Annotated in this window: 18 protein-coding genes, 1 pseudogene and 1 other annotated feature; of the genes and pseudogenes, 8 read left to right on the forward strand and 11 right to left on the reverse strand. The window is 59.1% G+C overall.

The genetic code is table 11. The features are described 5' to 3' along the window. Positions 1–163 precede the first annotated feature (163 nt). The 4 genes from ACJ8HT_RS07195 to topA form a co-directional block, all read right to left on the reverse strand. Complete coding sequence (locus ACJ8HT_RS07195; protein WP_053089239.1) at positions 164–559, reverse strand: hypothetical protein; 396 nt, start codon at positions 557–559, stop codon at positions 164–166. 17 nt (positions 560–576) lie between these two features. Next, complete coding sequence (locus ACJ8HT_RS07200; RefSeq protein ID WP_049271300.1) at positions 577–2,886, reverse strand: type VI secretion system Vgr family protein; 2,310 nt, start codon at positions 2,884–2,886, stop codon at positions 577–579. 324 nt (positions 2,887–3,210) lie between these two features. Then, positions 3,211–4,185, reverse strand: coding sequence for an HTH-type transcriptional regulator CysB (gene cysB, locus ACJ8HT_RS07205; protein ID WP_004930690.1), 975 nt, complete (start codon positions 4,183–4,185; stop codon positions 3,211–3,213). A 361-nt stretch (positions 4,186–4,546) separates the two neighbouring features. Then, positions 4,547–7,144, reverse strand: a complete 2,598-nt coding sequence (gene topA / locus ACJ8HT_RS07210; RefSeq protein ID WP_197652931.1) for a type I DNA topoisomerase — start codon at positions 7,142–7,144, stop codon at positions 4,547–4,549. A gap of 427 nt (positions 7,145–7,571) precedes the next feature. Between topA and ACJ8HT_RS07215 the strand changes: the two genes are divergently transcribed. Then, positions 7,572–7,823: a YciN family protein gene (locus tag ACJ8HT_RS07215; RefSeq protein WP_194572365.1), complete on the forward strand. Its 252-nt coding sequence runs from the start codon at positions 7,572–7,574 to the stop codon at positions 7,821–7,823. A 51-nt stretch (positions 7,824–7,874) separates the two neighbouring features. Here the strand turns inward: ACJ8HT_RS07215 and sohB are convergent, their stop codons facing one another. Beyond that, complete coding sequence (sohB, locus tag ACJ8HT_RS07220) at positions 7,875–8,921, reverse strand: protease SohB (RefSeq protein WP_194572364.1); 1,047 nt, start codon at positions 8,919–8,921, stop codon at positions 7,875–7,877. Between the two features lie 359 nt (positions 8,922–9,280). On the opposite strand from sohB, the gene ACJ8HT_RS07225 reads away from it, so the two are divergent. Both ACJ8HT_RS07225 and cobO read left to right on the forward strand, forming a co-directional pair. Further along, complete coding sequence (locus ACJ8HT_RS07225; RefSeq protein WP_089195947.1) at positions 9,281–10,042, forward strand: YciK family oxidoreductase; 762 nt, start codon at positions 9,281–9,283, stop codon at positions 10,040–10,042. A gap of 13 nt (positions 10,043–10,055) precedes the next feature. After that, positions 10,056–10,646 carry a cob(I)yrinic acid a,c-diamide adenosyltransferase gene (gene cobO / locus ACJ8HT_RS07230; RefSeq protein WP_049200634.1) on the forward strand — a complete coding sequence of 197 codons (591 nt, stop codon included), beginning with the start codon at positions 10,056–10,058 and terminating at the stop codon, positions 10,644–10,646. Between the two features lie 38 nt (positions 10,647–10,684). Here cobO and rluB read toward each other — a convergent pair whose 3' ends face one another. The 6 genes from rluB to rnm all read right to left on the reverse strand — a co-directional run bounded on the left by rluB (position 10,685) and on the right by rnm (position 15,323). Next, complete coding sequence (gene rluB, locus ACJ8HT_RS07235) at positions 10,685–11,590, reverse strand: 23S rRNA pseudouridine(2605) synthase RluB (RefSeq protein WP_025303042.1); 906 nt, start codon at positions 11,588–11,590, stop codon at positions 10,685–10,687. Between the two features lie 196 nt (positions 11,591–11,786). Continuing rightward, complete coding sequence (locus tag ACJ8HT_RS07240; RefSeq protein WP_060439817.1) at positions 11,787–12,281, reverse strand: DinB family protein; 495 nt, start codon at positions 12,279–12,281, stop codon at positions 11,787–11,789. A gap of 63 nt (positions 12,282–12,344) precedes the next feature. Further along, positions 12,345–13,151 carry an alpha/beta hydrolase gene (locus ACJ8HT_RS07245; protein ID WP_197652932.1) on the reverse strand — a complete coding sequence of 269 codons (807 nt, stop codon included), beginning with the start codon at positions 13,149–13,151 and terminating at the stop codon, positions 12,345–12,347. A 147-nt stretch (positions 13,152–13,298) separates the two neighbouring features. Continuing rightward, on the reverse strand, positions 13,299–13,658 hold the full coding sequence (locus ACJ8HT_RS07250) for a Rap1a/Tai family immunity protein (protein WP_049271313.1): 360 nt from the start codon (positions 13,656–13,658) through the stop codon (positions 13,299–13,301). Between the two features lie 115 nt (positions 13,659–13,773). Then, a complete protein-coding gene (locus ACJ8HT_RS07255; RefSeq protein WP_148875346.1) occupies positions 13,774–14,394 on the reverse strand; it encodes an L-threonylcarbamoyladenylate synthase in 621 nt (206 codons plus the stop codon). Positions 14,395–14,441: 47 nt separating this feature from the next. Further along, positions 14,442–15,323 carry an RNase RNM gene (gene rnm, locus ACJ8HT_RS07260; protein ID WP_197652933.1) on the reverse strand — a complete coding sequence of 294 codons (882 nt, stop codon included), beginning with the start codon at positions 15,321–15,323 and terminating at the stop codon, positions 14,442–14,444. Between the two features lie 252 nt (positions 15,324–15,575). Further along, positions 15,576–15,679, forward strand: a sequence feature (Trp leader region). A gap of 24 nt (positions 15,680–15,703) precedes the next feature. On the opposite strand from rnm, the gene ACJ8HT_RS07265 reads away from it, so the two are divergent. From ACJ8HT_RS07265 to trpA, 5 genes and pseudogenes are all read left to right on the forward strand, one after another. Next, positions 15,704–17,266, forward strand: coding sequence for an anthranilate synthase component 1 (locus ACJ8HT_RS07265; protein WP_197652934.1), 1,563 nt, complete (start codon positions 15,704–15,706; stop codon positions 17,264–17,266). Next, positions 17,266–18,862: pseudogene (gene trpD, locus ACJ8HT_RS07270) on the forward strand (bifunctional anthranilate synthase glutamate amidotransferase component TrpG/anthranilate phosphoribosyltransferase TrpD). The gene ACJ8HT_RS07265 and the pseudogene trpD overlap by 1 nt, the downstream one beginning before the upstream one ends. A 3-nt stretch (positions 18,863–18,865) precedes the next feature. After that, entirely contained in the window at positions 18,866–20,227 is a 1,362-nt protein-coding gene (trpCF, locus tag ACJ8HT_RS07275; RefSeq protein ID WP_197652978.1) for a bifunctional indole-3-glycerol-phosphate synthase TrpC/phosphoribosylanthranilate isomerase TrpF, read from the forward strand. Positions 20,228–20,268: 41 nt separating this feature from the next. Further along, positions 20,269–21,459 carry a tryptophan synthase subunit beta gene (trpB, locus tag ACJ8HT_RS07280; protein WP_194573125.1) on the forward strand — a complete coding sequence of 397 codons (1,191 nt, stop codon included), beginning with the start codon at positions 20,269–20,271 and terminating at the stop codon, positions 21,457–21,459. Beyond that, positions 21,459–22,265 (forward strand): tryptophan synthase subunit alpha, encoded by an 807-nt coding sequence (gene trpA, locus ACJ8HT_RS07285; RefSeq protein ID WP_197652935.1) that lies wholly within the window; start codon positions 21,459–21,461, stop codon positions 22,263–22,265. Before trpB ends, trpA begins: the two co-directional genes overlap by 1 nt. The last annotated feature ends 83 nt before the right edge of the window (positions 22,266–22,348 follow it).

Genomic DNA, 22,348 nt, shown 5'->3' on the forward strand with positions numbered 1-22,348 from the left:
AAGATACCACAAAGATAAGTTAACGTTTTGATAACAACACGTTTTGCACACAGCGATAGGCAGGAACAATCAACGGGAAGAAGTCCGAGCGCCGCCAAGGGGTTAGGCAATGCGCCAACAAAAACGCCGCAACGATGCGGCGTTTTTGTAGGGAAAGGCAGGCTTACAACGGCTCAGCGGTGAGATCCATCTCCACAACCGCCAGCTGATTCTTACGGCCCTTCTTCACCTTGATGCCCATCCCTTTGCGCAGTAGATGCATCTGGCCAGGCTGAACCAAGGCTTTGGCGGTGTGGAGCCGGGTGTCGCCGGGGAGATAAAAATCGACGTCAAAGAAAAAGTCATTGCCGTACCGGGTGTTGGTTTGCCGACAAGACTCGAGGTGCGAGGCGATAATCTCGCCTTGCCAGCTGTCCTTGTTGAGATAATTTTTAACCGCGGACATCTCGGTCGAGTTACCGCCGTTATTTTTAAAAATACAGTAAAAGAAAATACCCATCACGACAGGGGTGGCGATCCCCGCATACAGAAAGTACTTCGACATATCAGCCAGAGACATAAGTGTGCTGCTCCATTTTATGTAATTATAAACAACGAGTTATTCGTTACATTCAGCGTTCTGTTGCTGATATTGGTCACCTCGACATTCACCACTACGCCGTTCGTTTCCGTTTTAAACGCCGTCTTTGAAAACTCTTTAAGCTTATAAGAATTTGACAGCCCCGTCAGGCTGTTGGACACGCCAACGATGCTGCTGGTGATCGCCGATGCCGAGACGCTGTTGCCGGTAATGCTTTCGCTAAAGGCGGTCACGGTCAGGCTATGCACCTTGGGATTGAACACGGACTCCGGCGCTTCTAGGCTGATCTTTTCGTCACTGACAATTTTGATCTGCTGCGGGCTGTAAATCGTAATGGTTCCCGCGTTGACGTTTTGCGTCCAGTTACCGCTATTGATGTTAGTGGTAACGCCGTCTTTGATCGTTTCAGTGACACCGCCTTTGATCTCGCGAGTGACGCCCCCGGTGATGTCCTCTTTGTGGCCGCCGGCACCGATCGTAACGTCGCGCCCTTTATCCAGAGTCTCAGTCAGTTTTCCGGTGACGTGATGGCTTTCATTCCCATCGATATCGCTGGTGCGGTCGCCTGTGATCGTTACCTTGTCGCCGCCGTCTTTAATGTCGAATGTCCGCCCCGCTTTGATCTCCGTAGCGACACCGGCATTGAAGTAGCCGGTTTCTTTTTGATCCACCGTGGTGGTGCGCTGGCCCTTGTAGTGGAAGGTGGCATTGCCCGTCACTTCGTCTTGCTGTTGCTTGAGGATGGTTGTCGTCCGGTTACCGTCGATATTGACCTGCTGGTCATTTTCCACCGAAACCTTCATGTCCTTTTCGGAATGCAGCTCCACGGCTTCGCTGCCCGCCTTATCTTCGAAAAACAGATAGCTGGCGTTGTCCCGACTGCCATCCTTACTGCGAGTCATGAAGCCCATTTGCGTGGCCGCCGCCGGCAGCACCCACGGCGGCATGCTCGCCTCGTTGTAGACGCGCCCGGTGACAATCGGCCGATCCGGATCGCCATTGATAAAGTCCACCACCACTTCATCGCCGACGCGAGGTATTTGTACCGAACCGAACCCTTGTCCCGCCCAGGCGCTCGACACCCTTACCCAGCACGAACTGGTATCATCCCCTTTAGCGCGGCGATCCCAGTGAAACTTCACTTTTATCCGGCCGTATTTGTCCGTCCAGATATTCTCGCCGGCGGGCCCCACCACCTTGGCCGTTTGCGGGCCATAGGTGCGCGGCCATGGCGTCACCGTCATCGGACGAAAAACGGTGGCGGCCGGGATAACCGTAAAGTCGATGCGATGAATCGTCTCCCCGTCTTCGCCGCTGGCGTAGCGGTTCTCGGAGAACGTGTAATCGGCGGCCGTCGTCAGGTATTCGCCGTTATCGCTGAAAAATGGGGCGTTGATCAGGGTAAAGGTATAGCCCGGCGCCACTCCGATCGCCGTTGCGGTGCCGTGTATCTGTTGATGTTCCACCTGCCAGCGTTCCTGACGCACACGTGCGTAGAACTCCCCATCGCTGTGCTCGACATAGCGCCCCGGCCAATCGTAGACATCGATGCTGCCCGGCATCGGCGAGGCCGGGTTTTGGCGTGCCTGGAACAGCCAGGCGTTCGGCTTGCGGAAGTCATAGTCGTCCAGACCGTAAATGCCCGGCGTCACGCTGTCTTCCGGCGCCCATTGCCCGATGCCTTGCTCGAGGGTGCTGCCGCCAGACGGAGTCTGATGGTAAGGTATCGTCTCGTAACCGCTAAACGGCTGATACTGCCCTGCCGCATCCGTCAGCACCAGCGTGTGACGGCCAGCCTCATGGCGAAAGTGGTAAACGATCCCCTCCAGCTCCATGAGGCGGCTGATGAAATCGAGACTGCTCTCCTGATACTGGACACAGTAATCCCACACCCGATAGCGGCCGGTGAGTTTGTCCTCTACGTTCACCTGATATTCGCTGAGCAAAGCACGCACCGTTTGCGGCACCGTCTGGCCCTGGAAGATGCGCAGATTGCGATCCCGTTTCATCGGCCATAGATCCGATTCTACCGTCAGCGTATACACGGCATAACGCGTGCCACTTAATTCGACGGCGCTGACGGCAACGCGCGTCACCTTACCATTGATATGGCGATCCGCTGACAGTAGCCCCGTCGGCAGATTCACCGTGACCGGTTGCCCCAGCAGCTCGCTGCGATTAATACGGGCATCCCGGCCCAGCAAGGTCAGCGTAAGCGCAAACGGCTCTGACAGGGCTTCACGGCCCGTCAGCTTCCAAAAAAGCAGACCCTCAACGGGCAATTGGACAGAGATACGGCTGGTCATGAGATAAGCGGTTCCGGTGCAATTGGTTAGCATCACTTTAACTTCCGAGAGAAAAAAAACTCATCGTCAGAACAAAAACACCTTATTTTCAGATGATTCCTAACAAGCGAAACATAGATCGCCTCAAGGTAGACCGGATGTTATTCAGAAAGTTAATGAAACTGGCAGAGGGGGGGCGGTTTGGCGTAAGAGCGGCTCAGCGCGCTCCCCCAACCAAGATGGGATTAGCGCAGCTTGCACATGAAGCGTTGGAGCTTGCTCGTAAAAAACCCGGAAAGGCGAAAGCCTAATCCGGGTGTTGTTTAATGACGTTGACGGTAGCGTTTACTTAATCGGCAGCTTGATGTCCTTGAACATGGCTTCGATCTCTTCGTTGGAACGCAGCGCCACCGCGCTGTCTACCACGTCGCGCGTCAGGTGCGGCGCAAAGCGCTGAATGAAGTCGTACATGTAGCTACGCAGGAAAGTGCTGCGGCGGAAACCGATCTTGGTGGTGCTGTAGGTGAAGATATCGCGCGCATCCACCGTCACCAGATCCGGATCTTGAACCGGATCCACCGCCATGCTGGCGATCACCCCCACCCCCAATCCCAGACGCACGTAGGTTTTGATCACGTCGGCGTCAGTGGCGGTAAAGACGATGCGCGGCGTCAGGCCGGCGCGGTTGAAGGCGGTATCCAACTCCGAACGCCCGGTAAAGCCGAAGGTGTAAGTGACGATCGGGTAAGCCGCCAGCTCTTCAATGCTGATGCTGCTTTTGCCCGCCAGAGGATGATCGGGCTTCACGACTACCGCGCGGTTCCAGTGGTAGCACGGCAGCATGATGAGATCGTCGTACAAATGCAGCGCTTCGGTGGCGATGGCGAAATCGGCGGTACCTTTGGAGACCGCTTCGGCAATCTGCGTCGGCGAGCCCTGATGCATATGCAGCGAAACGCGCGGGTAACGCTCGATAAAGCCTTTGATCACGTTGGGCAAAGCGTAGCGAGCCTGGGTATGCGTGGTGGCGACGTACAGCGAGCCTTTGTCCGGATAGGTATGTTCGCCGGCGACGGCTTTAATGGCATCCACCTTGGACAGCACTTCACGTGCGATGCGAATGATTTCCTGGCCGGCCGGGGTGACCTGGGTCAGGTGTTTGCCGCTGCGGGCGAAAATCTGGATGCCCAGCTCATCTTCGAGCATGCGCACCTGTTTACTGATGCCGGGTTGCGAGGTATAGAGCCCTTCTGCCGTCGAGGAGACATTCAGGTTGTGGTTAACCACTTCCACAATGTAACGAAGCTGCTGCAATTTCATATCTTATACCATCCTAGGTTAAACACTGCGGCTTACCCGCAGCCAGGTATATCGGTGTCGCCCCGGTATGCTGAAACTCACAAGCCATAAACACCGTGTTTTACCCTGATGGTGAAGAAAACGCCGTTGTTAATAAGCTTTAATAATAAAAAAAATTTTTATATAACCACTATACCACGTTGCAGCTTCAAGTATAGATCCGCGTCACACTATGATAACGATTATTTTGCATTGGTATCAACGTGAAACGGCAGTGACGGAGGGGTAAAAGCAGCAAAGGATAGATCCGTTTGCCCCTTTTCACCAATAAAAAAACCAGCCGCCGGGGCTGGTTTTTCATCTTGCTGGCAGGATAGCGGCCTTACTTCTTGCCTTCGACCCACTTGCCGTCCACGTAGAACGCGGACCAACCGGTCGCCTTGCCGTCTTTTTCAGAGGAGACGTACTGCTGTTTGGTTTTACGGCTGAAACGCACCAGCGTTTTATTGCCTTCGGCATCCGCTACCGGCGCATCGGCCAGATAGCGCAGCTTCTCCGGCAGGCGATCCTTGAAGCGAGCCAGCTCTTCCACCAGCGGCGCGCGGGTCTCGCGCGATTTAGGGAAGGTATTGGCCGCCAGGAACACGCCGGCAGCGCCGTCACGCAGCACAAAATAGGCGTCAGACTTCTCGCACGGCAGCTCCGGCAGCGGCACCGGATCTTCCTTCGGCGGCGCGACATCGCCGTTACGCAGGATCTTGCGGGTGTTTTTACAGTTCTCGTTGGTACAGCCCATGTACTTGCCGAAACGCCCCATTTTCAGGTGCATTTCCGAGCCGCACTTGTCGCACTCCACCACCGGGCCATCGTAGCCTTTCAGGCGGAACTCGCCCTCTTCGATCTCATAGCCGTCACACGCCGGGTTGTTACCGCAGACGTGCAGCTTGCGCTGGTTGTCGATCAGGTAGCTGTCCATCGCCGTACCGCATTTCTTGCAGCGACGGCGGGCGCGCAGCGCGTTGGTTTCCGCGTCGTCGCCTTCGAGGATGTTGAGCACTTCCGCTTCCGGCACCAGGTTGATGGTGGTTTTGCAGCGCTCCTTCAGCGGCAGCGCATAACCGGAACAACCAAGGAACACGCCGGTGCTGGCAGTACGGATACCCATCTTGCGGCCGCAGGTCGGGCAGTCGATGCTGGTCATCACCATCTGGTTAGGCCGCATGCCGCCTTCTTCCGGATCCTTTTCTGCCGTTTCCAACTGCTCGCTGAAATCGACGAAGAACTCGTCCAGCACCGCTTTCCACTCGGCCTGGTTGTTGGCGACTTCATCGAGGCCATCTTCCATGCGTGCGGTGAAGTCATAGTTCATCAGCTCGCGGAAGTTTTCTTCCAGGCGATCGGTGACGATCTCGCCCATTTTCTCGGCATAGAAGCGGCGGCTTTCCACCCGCACATAACCGCGATCCTGAATGGTCGAGATAATGGAGGCGTAGGTGGACGGACGGCCGATGCCGCGTTTTTCCAGCTCTTTCACCAGCGAGGCTTCGCTGTAGCGCGCCGGTGGCTTGGTGAAGTGCTGGCTTGGGATCAGTTTCTGCAGATCCAGCTCGCTGCCGATTTCGACGTATGGCAGGGTGCGATCTTCATCGCCCTTGCGCAGCGCCGGCATCACCTTGGTCCAGCCGTCAAAGCGCAGCGTGCGGCCCTTGGCACGCAGCTGATAATCGCCGGCCTTCACCGTCAGCGTGGTCGAATCGTATTGCGCCGGCGTCATCTGGCAGGCGACGAACTGGCGCCAGATCAGCTGATACAGCTTCTGCGCGTCCGCTTCCATGTCTTTCAACTGCTCGGCGAGCACGTTCACGTCCGAAGGACGGATCGCTTCGTGCGCTTCCTGCGAATTCTCTTTGCTGCTGTACTGATTCGGCGCCTTCGGCAGGTATTTATCACCGAAATTGTCGCCAATGTAGCCACGCACCATGTTGAGCGCATCCTGGCTCAGGTTGGTGGAATCGGTACGCATATAGGTGATGTGGCCGGCTTCATACAGCCGTTGCGCCATCATCATGGTTTTCTTCACGCCGAAGCTCAGGCGGGTACTGGCGGCCTGTTGCAGCGTAGAGGTAATGAAAGGCGCGCCCGGCTTGCTGCTGGTCGGTTTGTCTTCGCGATCCAGCACCGTGTAGCGGGCTTTTTCCAGCAGCTTGACCGCGGCGTGAGTCTGCTCGCGGTTGACCGGCTTGAACGGTTTGTCGTGCGCATGGGTCACTTCCATCTGCAGCGCGGTTTCACCCTTTGCCAGCAGATCGGCATGCAGCTCCCAATACTCTTCCGGCACGAAGGCCTTGATGTCGCGTTCGCGCTCAACCACCAGGCGCACCGCCACCGACTGTACGCGGCCGGCGGACAGGCCGCGGGCAATTTTTTTCCACAGCAGCGGCGAGACCATATAGCCCACCACGCGGTCCATAAACCGGCGAGCCTGCTGCGCGTTAACGCGATCAATGTTCAGCTCGCCCGGCTGTTTGAACGCCTGTTGGATTGCGTTTTTGGTGATTTCGTTAAACACCACCCGGCTAAAGCGTTTGTCATCCCCACCGATCACTTCCCGCAGGTGCCAGGCGATGGCTTCCCCTTCGCGGTCAAGGTCGGTTGCGAGATAAATGTGGTCGGCGTTTTCCGCCAACGATTTTAACTCGGCGACCACTTTTTCTTTACCCGGCAGGATTTCATAATGCGCTTTCCAGCCGTGGTAAGGGTCGACGCCCATACGATTTACCAGCGCCGCCTTCTCATCTTTTTTAACTTTTTTCTTGGCTTTGTCTTCGGTTGAGTCAGCGCTCTTTTTGCTGGCTGAGCCACTGGTCGGCAAATCACGGATATGACCGACGCTGGACTTCACCACGTAGTCATTTCCTAAATATTTATTAATAGTTTTGGCTTTTGCCGGGGACTCAACTATTACGAGAGCTTTACCCATATTTACCTTTACCTAATTTATTTCTTCTAAAAAGAAGTCTTTTATCTCGCCGTGCCGCGGCAATTCGTGTCTCTTTTTTTATATTGCGGCAGTCTGGCAAGAGATCAACAGATTTTTTTCTTTTGGTTGCCCAACTGCTCAACCTGAACGCAAGTTGTTGATCCTGCCTGCTATTCACCCATACCCCAGAAGTATGGCTGTGTGAGTTTTATTCATGGCGTAAACAAAACCTTCCACCCGACGCCGCAAAATCCCACACTGTACCTGATAAAAAGCGTCACGCAACCTAATTAGCACGGAAAGACCGATTTCGCCAACCGGCGGCCGCCCATGGCCATCCAGACGGCAAATAAACCTTAGTCGGTTTGCGGATAAAAGCGAACCGGCGTTAGAATATGTGCAGAGTTTTTAGTTTGGAGTCTAATAAATGCACACGAATACTGCCCCTATCAGCCGCGAGGCCCTGCTGGCGGAAGCAAATAACATCATCCGCCAACACGAAGATTATCTGCACGGCATGATCGCCACCGACGTTGAACAAAAAAGCGGCGTTTTAGTTTTCCGCGGCGAATACTTTTTGGATGCCGACGGATTGCCCACCGCCAAAACCACCGCGGTATTTAATATGTTTAAACATTTGGCCCATCTGCTTTCGGAAAAATACCACCTGGTCGATTGAGAAAAGAAAACGGGGGCGAATGGCCCCCGTTGATTCACGCTAGCGCCGCCGTTACAGCAGCGGCTTTTCCCCACGCTGCCACCAGCGCAACAGCAAGCGATCGACGCTTTCCGCCGCGCTGCCGGTGAAACGATCCATCAGGCGCTTGCGGCGCGTATAGCGCACGGCGATCACCTCGTGGTTATCCAGCTCGGCGATCAGCAAATCGTCGCTGGTGCCGATGGCGTCGATAAGCCCCTTTTCTTTGGCCTGAGAACCGAACCAGTGTTCACCGGTAGCGACGCTGTCGATGTCCAGCGACGGGCGCTGCTCATGCACGAAGCGTTTGAACAGCTCGTGGGTTTCGTTCAGATCTTCGCGGAACTTCTCGCGCCCCTGCTCGGTGTTTTCACCAAACAGCGTCAGCGTGCGTTTGAACTGCCCGGCGGTGTGCAACTCCACGTCGATGTCGTTCTTCTTCAGCAGGCGGTGGAAGTTCGGGATCTGCGCCACCACGCCGATGGAGCCGATGATGGCGAACGGCGCCGCCACGATGCGATCCGCGACGCAGGCCATCATGTAGCCGCCGCTGGCCGCCACTTTATCCACCGCTACCGTCAGGCGAATGCCGCCTTTGCGCAGGCGCTCCAGCTGCGAGGCCGCCAGGCCGTAGCCGTGCACCACCCCGCCCGGGCTTTCCAGGCGCAGCAGAACTTCATCCTGCGCCGACGCTACCGCCAGCACCGCCGAGATCTCTTCGCGCAGCGAGGTGACTTCGTGCGCGTCCATGCTGCCCTTGAAGTCCAGCACGTACAGGCATGGCTTGCTCACTTCTACCGCGCCGGACTTGGCGCGCTGCTTCTTCAGCTTGTCGTCGGCCTTGGTCTGCTTCTTGAACTGTTTCAGCCACACCTTCTGCTCGGCGGTATCCATACGCGCCAGGCGCATATCACGCTGCATCTCGCGATACTGTTCACCGAGATCGGTCAGCTGCAGCTCCCCTTTCTGGCGGTTCTTGCGTTGCCCCAAACTGACCGCCAGGATGGCCAACGCGGCGATGGCGAGCACCACCGTGGCGACCTTGGCCAGAAACAGGCCATAAACAGATATAAACTCCACAGATTCCGCCTTTATTTACAGGTTGTTAGTATGCTTCTTTCCATTTTAGCCAACCGCAGCGGCTGCTGTCGCGGCTAAATGAAAATTCATTGCGCACGGATCATCACTATGGGGACGATTTGCGGCCGAACCAAGCTGCTGCCGCCGTGCTTTTGTTACAAAAGAATGCCATTTCAGCCTGCTACGCATTGAAAATGCCCGCGGATTAAGGCATATAACACCCATTATTCATCAATACGATGAGACGGATTCGCTGCGCGGCCCGCAGACGGTCGAGCCTTTGCTCCCGCCCCGGCCGCGCGTTTCACCCTTGCTCCCCGATATTCGCGGGAGAACAGCCACCCAGGCGAGGATTTATCGTGCATTACCAACCCAAACAAGATCTACTCGAACAACGTATCATTTTGGTCACCGGCGCCGGTGACGGCATCGGCCGCGAAGCGGCGCTGACCTATGCGCGCTTCGGCGCTCAGTTGGTGCTGCTGGGGCGCACCGAGAGCAAACTGCTGGCGGTACAACAAGAGATCGCGGCCCAGGGCGGCGCCCCGGCCCGGGTGGTGACGCTGGACTTGCTGCACGCCACGCAGGAGCAATGCCGGCAGATAGCCGACGATCTGGCGAGCCAGATCCCCCGCCTTGACGGCGTGCTGCACAACGCCGGCCTGCTCGGCGACATCGCGCCGATGGCCGACCTGTCGATGACCATGTGGCAAGAGGTGATGCAGGTTAACGTCAACGCCACCTTTATGCTGACTCAGGCGCTGCTGCCGCTGCTGCTGAAATCCCACGCCGGTTCGCTGGTGTTCACCAGTTCCAGCGTCGGGCGCACCGGCCGCGCAGACTGGGGTGCCTATGCGGTGTCGAAGTTCGCCACCGAGGGCATGATGCAGGTGTTGGCCGACGAGTATAAAAACCGCAATTTGCGGGTGAACTGCATCAATCCCGGCGGCACCCGCACCAAAATGCGCGCATCTGCCTTCCCGCACGAAGACAAGAACAAGCTGAAAACCCCGGCCGATATCATGCCGCTGTATCTGTATCTGATGGGCGAAGACAGCCGCCGCAAAACCGGCATGAGCTTCGACGCGCAGCCGAACCGTAAACCCGGCGCGGCCGAATAATAAGGAGCGTTTCATGGCGGAAGATCGTCATCAACAGCGCCAGCAGCGCCTGAAAGAACAGGTCGATGCCCGCATCGCCGCAGCACAGGACACGCGCGGCCTGCTGCTGGTGTTTACCGGCAACGGCAAGGGTAAAACCACGGCCGCCTTCGGCACCGTCACCCGGGCGGTTGGCCACGGCATGCGCGCCGGGGTGATCCAGTTCATCAAGGGCGAGTGGCCCAATGGCGAAAAAAACCTGCTGCAGCAACACGGCGTTGAATTCCAGGTGATGGCCACCGGTTTTACCTGGGAGACGCAGAATAAAGCCGGCGATACCGCCGCCTGTCAGGCGGTGTGGCAGCACGGCAAACGCATGCTGGCCGACAGCAGCCTGGATCTGGTGCTGCTGGACGAAGTGACCTACATGCTGACCTACGGCTATCTGGAACTGGAAGAGCTGAAGGCAGCGTTGCTGGGGCGCCCTGCGCACCAAACGGTGATCTTGACCGGGCGCGGTTGCCATCGCGATCTGCTGGAACTGGCGGATACGGTCACGGAGATGCGGCCGGTGAAACACGCGTTCGATGCAGGCGTGAAGGCGCAACAGGGGATCGATTGGTAACAAAAAGTTCTGGCCCCGAACGGGGCCAGAATGAGGGATTAGCTGCGTTTGCTTGGCTTGCCCGGTTTACCCGGCTTGCTGCCTGGCGCACTGCGGCGGCCGCTGCCGGCCACCTGGGAGTGGCGCTTGACCGCACGGCGGATCTGGTTGGCCTTCACGCGGCGGCGTTCACGCTCCACCGGCATTTTGCTGACCGTTTCCGGCTTCAATTCCACCAGCTCGCGCAGGTAGTTAATCGCCGGCAGATCCAGCTCGGCCCAGCCGCCGCGCGGCAGGCCTTTCGGCAGATCGATGTCGCCGTAGCGCACGCGGATCAGACGGCTCACCTGCACACCCACCGCTTCCCACAGGCGACGCACTTCACGGTTACGGCCTTCGGTCAGGGTCACGTTGTACCACTGGTTGAGGCCTTCTCCGCCCTGGAAGCTGATGGTGCGGAAGGCGGCCGGGCCGTCTTCCAGCTGCACACCCTTGCTCAGCTGCTTCACTTTCGCATCGTCAACCTGGCCGAACACGCGTACCGCGTACTCGCGCTCCACTTCACGGCTCGGGTGCATCAGACGGTTGGCCAGTTCGCCATCGGTGGTGAACAGCAGCAGACCGGAGGTGTTGACGTCCAGTCGCCCTACCGCCACCCAGCGTGAACCGCGCAGCTTCGGCAAGCGATCGAACACCGTCGGGCGGCCTTCAGGATCGCTGCGGGTACACAGCTCGCCTTCCGGTTTGTAGTAAGCCAGCACCCGGCAAACCACCTCTTCGGATTCTTTGATCGACAGGACATGACCGTCCAGACGAATTTTCATCGCCGGCGTCACTTCAACGCGATCGCCCAGCTTGGCGACCTTGCCGTCGACGCTGACGCGCCCGGCTTCAATCATGGTTTCGATTTCACGACGCGAGCCATGCCCGGCGCGCGCTAAAACTTTCTGTAACTTTTCGCTCATTGAGCAACCTCTAATGTCGCCTTCACAGGCGTCGGGGGGATAACCGCCGCGGCCAAGCGCCACCACGGTAATAATACGTTTATCAGGATCGAACCGCGCATTATACAGGCTTTCTAAGGTGTTGAAACCCACTTTATCGGTGGGTTTCGGCCACCGCATCCTCCTGTCTGCGTTATGTTGGTATAGCGTTCGACGATTAAGCTACACCCCCATCGCGTACAAACACGGTCAAAACATCCTGTGGCGCTTTGACAGCACTTTCAGTAATCAGCCATCCCACCGCACCACGGTGGTAGCAGCCATGGTGTTCAACGTGCGCCAACATTTCCCGTCGCAGCATATCCCCAGGGCCGCCGTCGACGAAGGTAAAATGAATGCGCTCATCCAGTTGCGCTTCGCTCAGCGAAGCGATATACGCGAGGTAGCGACGATCGCTGGCCAACATCGCCTCTTCCAGCGCTTCCAACGTTGGGGTTTCTTGGGTGTTCAACGCCGTATAGCCATGGCGTTGCCCTTGCAAATTGGCGATAAAAATCTGATCGACGACATAGATATGATTCATCAAGCGAAGCATCAAATGACGCTGCTTAGGCCAAGCATCGGCGTCCACTTTTCGAATGGCGGCGAAGGCCTCCGCATCCGCCCATTGCTTATAATTGAACAGTTGCTCCAAGTGCTTTTTCAATGACATTATGACCTCTTAATTCAGGGGTGCCGTAACGATTTCGACAGCCAGTATAATAGCGCCATCCTGTTATTTGAGGGCGATGGACAAAAAATCCTCCACCGCCCACAGCACCGCGTCGGGCCGTTCCAGAATGCCGAGGTGAGTACGAGCCTCCCCTAACCGTACCACGGAGAAAAACGGCTGCTCGGCGGCAAATGCCTGCTGCTGCCGCAGATAGTCGTCGCGGCGATCCAACGAGTAAATATGCCGGCACGGCGGCGGCGCGCTCATTCCCGCCAGGCGTTGCAGCGGCGAGCCGAATTGCCGGTAGGCCTGTTCGATGGCCACGCCGGCGGCACGCCAGAGCCGGTAATCTTCCTGCGCCATCTCGACCTCCAGATGGCGTTTGACCTGGGAATGGCTTATCCCTCCCTGCCAGAAGTCGAACAAGGCGTCGCGCGCCGCCAGCCACTGCTGCGGCTGCTGCATGCGGCTCACCGCCGTAAAGAACGCCGGCTCCGGCTGCGTCATGATCCAGTCGAGAAACACCATGCCACGTACCCGCTGCGGCAACGCTTCAGCCAATGCCACCGCCAGCCAGCTGGCGTGCGCCACCGACAGGGTGATCACGTTGTCCAAACGCAGCGCGGTCAGCAGCTGACGCACATCTTCCAGCAAATCGTCCGCCGCCAGCGACATCCCCGCCGCTTTTGACGACAGGCCGTGGCCGCGCCAGTCGATGCTGATCACCCGATAGCGATCGGCGGCCAGAGCACTGAACGGCTCAAATACGGTTTTCGGCTCGCACCAACCGGGCAGCAGCACCAACGTGAGCGGTCCTGAGCCGATATCCTGATAGTCGAGCGCCATGTTGGCACTGTGAAATGCGGTCATATTACCTCCTGCGCGTCTCTCCCCGACCCGTTCGGGAATACCGACGGGGATAAGGTGACAGCGCAGCAGGCATTGATCTATTGAAGTTCGTGCGGAAAGAGTCCGAGCGCACCTTATGAAAAAATGCGCACCAATTGGAATAGGAATTTAATGACGTACGCAGGGATAGGCGGCGCTTAACGCCAACATGATCACCGACGGTGCCGAATAATGCAGTTGCTCAGGATGCTCGTTCAAATACTGCATCACCGCGTCGGCGGCTATGCCGATGCTCATCCCGGCTTCCGGGCAGATATTGCGATTGCCCTGCATGGAATAGGTATCGAATACGCCGGCCACATATCCCATGAACATGCCGCCATTCAGCGCCTCGGCGACGGTGGCTTCACCGCTTTTATTTTTTACGTAACCACCGGATTCCGACAGCAAGGCGCTGCCTGAATAAAAACCTGCATTTGCCATTGAAGAAAATAATAAGGCCGCTAAAAAAGAAACCTGTTTAATCATTGCTGCGCATCCTGCCCATTATCAATTCTGAAGTATTCAAGAATAGCGGTTTTCACGCGAAATAGCGGCGCTTCAGCCGATTTTCAGACAATGGGCAAGGTGGCAACAATTGATATCAACGGAAAGGCGCCGCGTCACCCGCCCCTTCACGCACCACTTCCGGCGAGGATTCGGTCAGATCGATAACCGTAGTTGGCTGTTGGCCGAGGAAACCGCCGTGGATCACCAGGTCGACCACCTTGCCCAGGTGATCGCTGATCTCTTCCGGATCGGACTCAGCAAAGTCATTACCCGGCAGCATCAGGGTGGTGGACATCATCGGTTCGTTCAGCGCTTCCAGCAGCGCCAGCGCGATCGGGTTCGACGGCACGCGCAGGCCGATGGTTTTGCGCTTTTCATTCATCAGGCGGCGCGGCACTTCTTTGGTCGCTTTCAGAATAAAGGTGTAGTTGCCCGGCGTATTGTTTTTGATCAGGCGGAACGCCGTATTATCGACGTGCGCATAGGTCGACAGCTCGGACAGATCGCGGCACATCAGGGTAAAGTTGTGGTTGCCGTCCAGCTGACGGATGCGGCAAATGCGCTCCATCGCCGCCTTCTCTTCCAGCATGCAACCCAGCGCATAGCCGGAATCGGTGGGATAAACGATCACCCCGCCCTTGCGCAGCACGTCAACCGCCTGGTTAATCAAACGCGGCTGCGGGTTGTCCGGGTGAATATAAAAAAGCTGACTCATGACTTGCTCCTAAAATGATGCCCACGCGCGTTGCCACGCGCGTAAAATCAGACCGCCTCGCCCGGCTGCGGCCAATCGCGCCACACCGGCTCAACGCCGCCCGGCAGCCACAGTTTGCGACCCAGTTCGATCCACGAACAAGGCTGATGAAAATCAGAGCCTTGCGAGGCCAACAGACGGTAGTCCTGGGCGTATTTCGCCAATTGCGAGCGCTCATGCGGCGCCTGCTGACACTGCGCCACTTCCATGGCGTCGCCGCCGTGTTCGGCGAAATACGCCAGCAAACGTTTCAACCACTTCGCGGTCAGATCGTAACGGCCGGGATGAGCCATCACCGCCTGACCGCCCGATTGATGAATCGCATCAATGGCTTGTTCTATTGTACACCACTGCGGCGGCACGTAGCCGGTTTTGCCCTTGGCCAGGTATTTCTTGAACACCTGCGCCATATTGTCCGCCACGCCAATCTCCACCAGGTAACGGGCGAAATGGCCGCGGGTCACCGCACCGGCCCCCGCCAACCGCTGGGCGCCGGCATAGGCGTCGGGAATGCGCGCTTTAGCCAACCGCACACCGATCTCCTGCGCACGGCGATTGCGGCGTTCAGTTTGTTCCGCCAATAGCGTCACCAGCGCCGGGTGCGCGACGTCCATACCCAATCCAACGATATGGATCTCATGATTTTCCCACAGCGTCGAGATTTCCACCCCGTTGACCAACCGCAGCGGCAACGCCTGCTCCGCAATGGCGGCGGCGGCCTCGACCAACCCGGCGGTGGTGTCGTGATCGGTGATCGCCAGCACGCCCACGCGCATCTCGACCGCCCGCTGCACCAGCTGCGTCGGCGTCAGGTAGCCGTCGGAGGCGGTCGTGTGGCTGTGGAGGTCATACAGAGTAAAAGCGGTGGATTGGGGGTTACTGTCTGTCAAAACGGATATCCGGCAGTGGCTTGGTTTTCTATCATACCCGCGATCGGCAGCCGGACGGAAATCTATTCTGCCCTGGCCGCAGGCGCCAGGCGGATGATGAACAGAATTCACGCCGACCGCTAAAACATTGTGCAAAAAGAGGGTTGACTTTGCCGCTGCGAACCAGTTAACTAGTACACAAGTTCACGGCAACGGCCGTGTCGGATGAGAGTTAACAAAGAGAGTCTGCAAATGAACAACTACATTTCTCTTCACGGTTGGTGGCGTACCTCCCTCTTGCGGGCGGTGTAATCGCGCATAGCTGTCATCTGACAATGCAGATTTCCTGAGCCCGCACCTGATGCGGGCTTTTTTATGGACAGAATTCACTGGAACCACCGATGATGAACACCAAACCACAACTGACATTGCTGAAGGCGCAAGCCAGCTACCGGGGCGATCCCACCACCATTTTCCACCAGCTGTGCGGCGCCCGTCCGGCCACCCTGCTGCTGGAATCGGCGGAAATCAACAGCAAACAGAATCTGCAGAGCCTGCTGGTGATCGACAGCGCGCTGCGCATTACCGCACTGGGCCATACCGTCAGCGTGCAGGCGCTGACCGCCAACGGCGCGGCGCTGCTGCCGCTGCTGGACGAAGCGCTGCCGCCCGAAGTGCGCAATCAGGCGCGCCCCAACGGCCGCGAACTGACCTTCCCGACAATCGACGCGGTGCAGGACGAAGACGCCCGCTTGCGCTCACTGTCGGTGTTCGACGCGCTGCGCACGCTGCTGACCCTGGTGGACTCCCCGGCGGACGAGCGCGAAGCCGTGATGCTGGGTGGCCTGTTCGCCTACGATTTGGTCGCCGGCTTCGAAGACCTGCCGGCGCTGCGCCAGGATCAGCGCTGCCCGGACTTCTGCTTCTATCTGGCGGAAACCCTGCTGGTGCTGGATCACCAACGCGGTACGGCCCGTCTGCAGGCCAGCGTCTTCAGTGAACAAGCGAGTGAAGCGCAGCGTTTGCAGCAGCGTCTGGAACAGCTGCAGGCCGAGTTGCAACAAACCCCGCAGCCGATCCCGCACCAAAAGCTCGAGAACATGCAGCTGAACTGCAACCAGAGCGACGAAGAGTACGGCGCGGTGGTCAGCGGGCTGCAGGAGGCTATCCGTCAGGGCGAGATTTTCCAGGTGGTGCCGTCGCGCCGCTTCTCCCTGCCTTGCCCGGCGCCGCTGGCGGCCTACCAGACCTTGAAAGACAACAACCCCAGCCCGTACATGTTCTTCATGCAGGATGATGACTTCACCCTGTTCGGTGCTTCGCCGGAGAGCGCGTTGAAATACGACGCGGGCAATCGCCAAATCGAAATCTACCCGATCGCCGGCACTCGCCCGCGCGGCCGCCGTACCGACGGTTCGCTGGATCTGGATCTCGACAGCCGCATCGAGCTGGAAATGCGCACCGACCACAAAGAGCTGGCCGAGCACCTGATGCTGGTCGATCTGGCGCGCAACGATCTGGCGCGCATCTGCCAGGCCGGCAGCCGCTACGTGGCCGACCTGACCAAGGTGGATCGCTATTCATTCGTCATGCACCTGGTTTCCCGGGTGGTGGGCACCCTGCGCGCCGATCTCGACGTGCTGCACGCCTATCAGGCCTGCATGAACATGGGCACCCTGAGCGGCGCGCCGAAAGTGCGCGCGATGCAGCTGATCGCCGCCTCCGAAGGCACGCGCCGCGGCAGCTACGGCGGCGCGGTAGGCTACTTCACCGCCACCGGCGATCTGGATACCTGCATCGTCATTCGTTCCGCCTACGTTGAAGACGGCATCGCCACCGTACAAGCCGGCGCCGGCGTGGTGCTGGATTCCATCCCGCAGGCGGAAGCCGACGAAACCCGTAATAAAGCCCGTGCCGTGCTGCGCGCCATCGCCACTGCGCACCATGCCAAGGAGGTGTTCTGATGGCCGATATCCTGCTGCTCGACAACGTCGACTCCTTTACCTACAACCTGGTCGATCAGCTGCGCGCCAGCGGCCACCAGGTGGTGATTTACCGTAACCAGATCGCCGCCGAGGTGATCATCGAACGCCTGGAGCACATGACCCAGCCGGTGCTGATGCTGTCGCCCGGCCCCGGCACGCCGTCCGAAGCGGGCTGCATGCCGGAACTGCTGCAGCGCCTGCGCGGCCGGCTGCCGATCATCGGCATCTGCCTCGGTCACCAGGCGATCGTCGAAGCCTACGGCGGCCAGGTCGGCCAGGCGGGCGAGATCCTGCACGGCAAAGCCTCCGCGATCGTTCACGATGGCGCAGGCATGTTCGCCGGCATGGCCAACCCCCTGCCGGTGGCGCGCTACCACTCGCTGGTCGGCAGCAATATCCCGGCCGATCTGACCGTCAACGCCCGTTTCGGCGAGATGGTGATGGCGGTGCGCGACGATCGTCGCCGCGTGTGCGGCTTCCAGTTCCACCCGGAATCGATTCTGACCACCCACGGCGCGCGCCTGCTTGAGCAGACCCTGGCCTGGGCGCTGGCGAAGTAATATAAGGAACACGACGATGCAACCTATTCTTGAGAAACTGTACCGCGCCGAGTCGATGAGCCAGCAGGAAAGCCAACAGCTGTTCAGCGCCATCGTGCGCGGCGAACTGGAGCCGAGCCAACTGGCGGCGGCGTTGATCAGCATGAAAGTCCGCGGCGAGCGCCCGGAAGAGATCGCCGGCGCCGCCAAAGCGCTGCTGGACGACGCTCAACCGTTCCCGCGCCCTGACTACCCGTTCGCCGATATTGTCGGCACCGGCGGCGACGGCACCAACAGCATCAATATTTCCACCGCCAGCGCCTTCGTGGCGGCGGCGTGCGGCGCGAAGATCGCCAAGCACGGCAACCGCAGCGTCTCCAGCCGCTCCGGCTCCTCGGATCTGCTGGCGGCGTTCGGCATCCGTCTGGATCTGCCGGCGGAAGAAGCGCGCAAGGCGCTGGACGATCTCGGCGTATGCTTCCTGTTCGCGCCGCAGTACCACACCGGTTTTCGTCACGCCATGCCGGTGCGCCAGCAGCTGAAAACCCGCACGCTGTTCAACGTGCTGGGCCCGCTGATCAACCCGGCGCGTCCGCCGCTGGCGCTGATCGGCGTTTACAGCCCGGAATTGGTGCTGCCAATTGCCGAAACCCTGCGCGTGCTGGGTTATCAGCGTGCGGCGGTGGTTCACGGCGGCGGCATGGACGAGGTAGCGATCCACGCCACGACGCACGTAGCGGAATTGAACAACGGCGAAATCAGCAGCTACCAGCTCACGCCGCAGTCCTTTGGATTGGAAACCTATCCGCTGGAAGCCTTGCTGGGCGGCACGCCGGAAGAAAACCGTGACATTTTGGCGCGGCTGTTACAAGGTAAAGGCGAGCCGGCGCACGCCGCGGCGGTCGCGGCCAACGTCGCGTTGCTTCTGAAGTTATTCGGACATGAAGACCTGCGCCAAAATGCGCGGCAGGCACTGGATATGATCAACAGCGGGCAGGCCTATGAGCGTGTCATCGCACTGGCGGCAAGAGGATAAATGATGCAGGAAACCGTGCTACACAAGATTGTCCGCGACAAAGCGCAATGGATCGCGGCGCGACAACAGCAACAGCCCCTGGCCGGCTTTCAGAATGACATCGTACCGAGCGAACGCAGCTTCTATCACGCGCTGCAGGGCACCCGGACGGCTTTCATTCTCGAATGCAAGAAAGCCTCGCCTTCCAAGGGACTGATTCGCGAGAACTTTGATCCGGTGGAGATCGCCACGGTCTATAAAGATTTCGCCTCGGCGATCTCGGTGCTGACCGACGAAAAATACTTCCAGGGCAGCTTCGATTTCCTGCCGCTGGTCAGTAAAACCGTCAGCCAGCCGGTGTTGTGCAAAGACTTTATCATCGACCCGTATCAGATTTACCTGGCGCGCTACTATCAGGCCGACGCCATCCTGCTGATGCTGTCGGTGTTGACCGACGAACAGTACCGCCAGCTGGCGGCGCTGGCTCACAGCCTGAACATGGGCGTGCTGACCGAAGTGATCAGTGAAGAAGAGCTGCAGCGCGCGATCGCGCTGGAAGCGCGCGTGGTAGGCATCAACAACCGCGATCTGCGCGATCTGAGCATCGACCTGAACCGCACCCGTCAGCTGGCGCCGCGCGTGCCGCATGGCGTGACGGTGATCAGCGAGTCGGGCATCAACAACTACGGGCAGATCCGCGAGCTGAGCCATTACGCCAACGGTTTCCTGATCGGCAGCGCACTGATGTCGGAACCCGATCTGCGCGCCGCCGTGCGCCGCGTGATCCTGGGCGACAACAAAGTGTGCGGCCTGACCCGTCCGCAGGACGCCGCCGCCGCCTATCAGGCCGGCGCCATCTACGGCGGGTTGATTTTCGTTGGGCGTTCACCGCGCTATGTGGACATCACCCGCGCCCGCGAAGTGATCTCCGGCGCGCCGCTGAAGTACGTCGGCGTGTTCTGCGACGCCCAGGTCGATACCGTGGCGTTGACCGTTGAGCGCCTCGGGCTGCATGCAGTGCAATTGCACGGCGCGGAAGACCAGGCCTATATCAGCGCCCTGCGCGCCCGCTTGCCGGCCGATTGCCGCATCTGGAAGGCGTTGAGCGTGAAAGATCGGGTGCCGGCGCGCGATCTGCAGCATGTTGACCGTTATCTGCTCGACAACGGCGCCGGCGGCACCGGCCAACGCTTCGACTGGTCGGTATTGCAAGGCGAAGATCTGACTAACGTGATGCTGGCGGGCGGCCTGCGCGCCGACAACTGCGTCGAAGCGGCCAAGCTCGGCTGCGCCGGGCTGGACTTCAACTCCGGCGTGGAAAGCGAACCGGGCATCAAAGATCCCGCGCGCCTGGCCTCGGTCTTCCAGACCCTGCGCGCCTACTGAATACGGCTCTATATTAATAACGGATAATAACGGGAACTCTCATGACGCTGCTTAACCCCTACTTCGGCGAATTTGGTGGCCAGTATGTGCCGCAAATTCTGATGCCGGCCCTGAAACAACTGGAAGAAGCCTTTGTCAGCGCGCAGCGCGATCCAGAATTCCAGGCAGAATTTATCGATCTGTTGAAGAACTACGCGGGCCGCCCGACGGCGCTGACGCTGTGCAAAAACCTCACCGCCGGCAGCAACACCAAGCTTTATCTGAAGCGTGAAGACCTGCTGCACGGTGGCGCTCACAAGACCAACCAGGTGCTGGGCCAAGCCCTGCTGGCCAAGCGCATGGGCAAAACCGAGATCATTGCGGAAACCGGCGCCGGCCAACACGGCGTGGCTTCTGCGCTGGCCTGCGCGCTGCTCGGCCTGAAATGCCGCATCTATATGGGTGCCAAAGACGTTGAGCGCCAGTCGCCGAACGTATTCCGCATGCGGCTGATGGGTGCGGAAGTGATCCCGGTGCACAGCGGCTCCGCCACCCTGAAAGACGCCTGCAACGAAGCGTTGCGCGACTGGTCCGGCAGCTATGAAACCGCGCACTATATGCTCGGCACCGCCGCCGGCCCGCACCCATACCCCACCATCGTGCGTGAATTCCAGCGCATGATCGGCGAAGAAACCAAAGCGCAGGTGCTGGAGCGCGAAGGCCGCCTGCCGGATGCGGTCATCGCCTGCGTCGGCGGTGGCTCCAACGCCATCGGCATGTTTGCCGACTTTATCGATGACGCCGACGTTGGGCTGATCGGCGTGGAGCCCGCCGGGCTGGGCATCGAAACAGGCCAGCACGGCGCACCGCTCAAGCACGGCCACGTCGGCATCTACTTCGGCATGAAGGCGCCGATGATGCAGACCGCCGAAGGCCAGATTGAAGAATCCTATTCGATTTCCGCCGGGCTGGACTTCCCGTCCGTCGGGCCACAGCATGCCTACCTGAACAGCACCGGCCGCGCCGAATACGTGTCGATCACCGACGACGAAGCGCTGGAAGCGTTCAAGGCGCTGTCGCGCCATGAAGGCATCATCCCGGCGCTGGAATCCTCACACGCCCTGGCGCACGCGCTGAAAATGATCCGTGAAACGCCGCAGAAAGAGCAGATCCTGGTGGTCAACCTGTCCGGCCGCGGCGACAAAGACATATTTACCGTTCACGACATTTTGAAAGCACGGGGAGAAATCTGATGGAACGTTATCAGCAACTGTTCACGCGTCTGGAAAGCAGCAAGGAAGGCGCCTTCGTCCCGTTCGTGACGCTGGGCGATCCTAACCCGGCGCTGTCGCTGCAGATTATCGACACCCTGATCGAAGCCGGCGCGGACGCGCTGGAGCTGGGCATCCCCTTCTCCGATCCGCTGGCGGATGGCCCAACCATCCAAAGCGCGACGCTGCGCGCCTTCGCCGCCGGCGTCACGCCGACCCAGTGCTTCGAGATGTTGGCGGCCATCCGCCAGAAGCACCCGACCATTCCCATCGGCCTGTTGATGTACGCCAACCTGGTGTTCCATAAAGGCATCGATGCGTTTTACCAACGCTGCGCCGAAGTGGGCGTGGATTCGGTGCTGGTCGCCGACGTGCCGTTTGAAGAGTCTGCGCCGTTCCGCGCCGCCGCCGCTCGCCACGGTATCGCACCGATCTTCATTTGCCCGCCGAACGCCGATGACGATCTGCTGCGTGAAATCGCCTCGCACGGCCGCGGCTACACCTACCTGCTGTCGCGCGCCGGGGTGACCGGCACCGAAAGCCGGGCGCAGCTGCCTCTGCATCACCTGGTGAACAAACTGCGCGAGTATCACGCCGCGCCGCCGCTGCAAGGCTTCGGCATCTCCGACCCCGAACAGGTGAAGGCCGCGCTGCAGGCCGGGGCCGCCGGCGCGATCTCCGGCTCGGCCATCGTCAAAATCATCGAACAGCACCATGCCAACCCGGCGGAGATGCTGACTAAGCTGGCGGCCTTCGTCAGCAATATGAAGCGCGCCACCCGGGCGTGATCCTCTTTAGCGAGCGCCCTACCGGCGCTCGCTTTAACAGCTTGTTTCCCCTCAAAGTTTGTTCCATTTATTTACAGCAAAAA

The sequence above is a fragment of the Serratia sp. CY44782 genome (assembly GCF_052168715.1).
Lineage (GTDB): Bacteria > Pseudomonadota > Gammaproteobacteria > Enterobacterales > Enterobacteriaceae > Serratia > Serratia nevei.